Annotated in this window: 3 protein-coding genes; all 3 read left to right on the plus strand. The window is 42.5% G+C overall.

Annotated features, from left to right (window positions below; translation table 11 throughout):
* The first annotated feature begins 73 nt into the window (after positions 1-73).
* Complete coding sequence (locus AC1DSB_RS18830) at positions 74-517, plus strand: low molecular weight protein arginine phosphatase (RefSeq protein WP_477587368.1); 444 nt, start codon at positions 74-76, stop codon at positions 515-517.
* A 450-nt stretch (positions 518-967) separates the two neighbouring features.
* On the plus strand, positions 968-1408 hold the full coding sequence (rpiB, locus tag AC1DSB_RS18835) for a ribose 5-phosphate isomerase B (RefSeq protein WP_016428265.1): 441 nt from the start codon (positions 968-970) through the stop codon (positions 1406-1408).
* Positions 1409-1422: 14 nt separating this feature from the next.
* The coding region (locus AC1DSB_RS18840; protein WP_477587369.1) for a DUF436 family protein at positions 1423-1771 on the plus strand (349 nt) is incomplete at its 3' end.

A 1771-nucleotide genomic window follows, 5' to 3' on the forward strand; every position in this document is an offset into this window, starting at 1 on the left:
GCTAACACGCATATCAGGAGTATGTCTCATGTTGATGGGATTGCTCACTTTGCTAAATAAATGAGGGATTCACGTGAATATCTATTTCATATGTACAGGAAATACTTGCCGCAGTCCGATGGCGGAAGCAATATTCCAATCTCATAATAAAGAAGGAATGCACGTACGTTCAGCAGGAATCTATGCAATGGACGATGGTGACATTTCGGAAAATGCCAAACAAGTCATTCRTGAAGCCGGCATTGATTTCACACACTATTCCCGTCAGGTAAGTGGAGAGGATGTACGCTGGGCAGACCTTGTATTGACCATGACCTCTGCACATAAGCAACTAATCATGCAAGCTTTTCCTTTTGCTGCAGACAAAATATTCACCTTGAAAGAATACGTACGCCCATACGGTTCCCACGACGTGTCCGATCCATTTGGCGGTGACGTGTACATGTACCGTCAAACTTTCCAGGAGCTCACTCAACTGACGAATGAATTACATTCAAAATTAAATGAAGAACAATGACGGCTCTTAATGATTGGGAGCTGTTTTTTTTTGCAAAGCTAGATTTTCAGGTTTTAAGATTTAATAGTTTTGTTTTCGCTACGCTCCTGTTTTTTAAAGAAGTGATATCTCACAACAAGTAGACTGGTGAGACAGGTTGTTGCTGTCTTTTCCGTTTGTGAAAAATTTAACGCTCAAACTGGCTTGTTTAACGATCAATCTAGAGATTTATCGCTCAAACAAGTCTCGTTGGCAAGTTAACTTAAGGAGACGGCAGGCTTCATTTCTAGATAAACACCTTCGAAATGGAGATATACACCAATGAAATAAAGAAAACCACCTCTGATTCCTCCATATCCACTTACGAATTCAAGATAACCCAAATCAAAGAATGGCTAGAAAGGCACTTTGCGCTTTTCTTAGTAAAAATGGTAAGATAAAAGCGAATATGAATAGAAATGAGGGACTGAAATGAATATCGCGATATCTTCCGATCACGGGGGCAATACTTTGCGTAAAGAAATTACTTCTTTACTTGACGAACTGGGACACACATATCAGGATTTCGGTCCACAAACGAGCGATTCAGTCGATTATCCGGACTATGCAGGACCTGTTTCAGAGGGGGTTGCTACTGGGAAATTTGACCGAGGCATCTTAATTTGCGGTACAGGTATTGGCATGTCAATTGCAGCCAATAAAATCAAAGGAATCCGTTGTGCATTGGTTCACGATGTGTTCAGCGCAAAAGCGACACGTGGCCATAATGATTCCAATATATTAGCAATGGGCGAACGCGTAATTGGTGGCGGTCTGGCTCGTGAAATTGTAAAAACATGGTTGGAAAGCGAATTTGAAGGTGGACGTCACGAACGTCGCGTCGCAAAACTTTCAGAACTCGAAAACAAATAGAGGAGTTTGGTCATATGGATGCACACACAATGTGGCAGCCGCAACTCGAACAATTGCTCAGTGAGTTTGCGACACAAGTCACGTTCACACCAGGGCAAATCATTGTTATCGGTTGCTCGACCTCTGAGATTGTTGGAAAACGAATTGGCTCGGCAGGAGGGCTTGAAGTGGCGGAAAGCTTATTCGAACCGTTGCAAGCATTTGCAAGCAAACATGAGATTCATTTAGCTTTTCAAGGATGCGAACATATTAACCGAGCGCTAACGATGGAAAGACAAACGGCACATACCTATGGTCTAGAACCGGTAAATGTCATTCCAGTTCAAAAAGCGGGAGGTTCCATGTCTGCCTACGCCTATACAC

The sequence above is a fragment of the Paenisporosarcina sp. P4_E4_2 genome, from assembly GCF_056401595.1.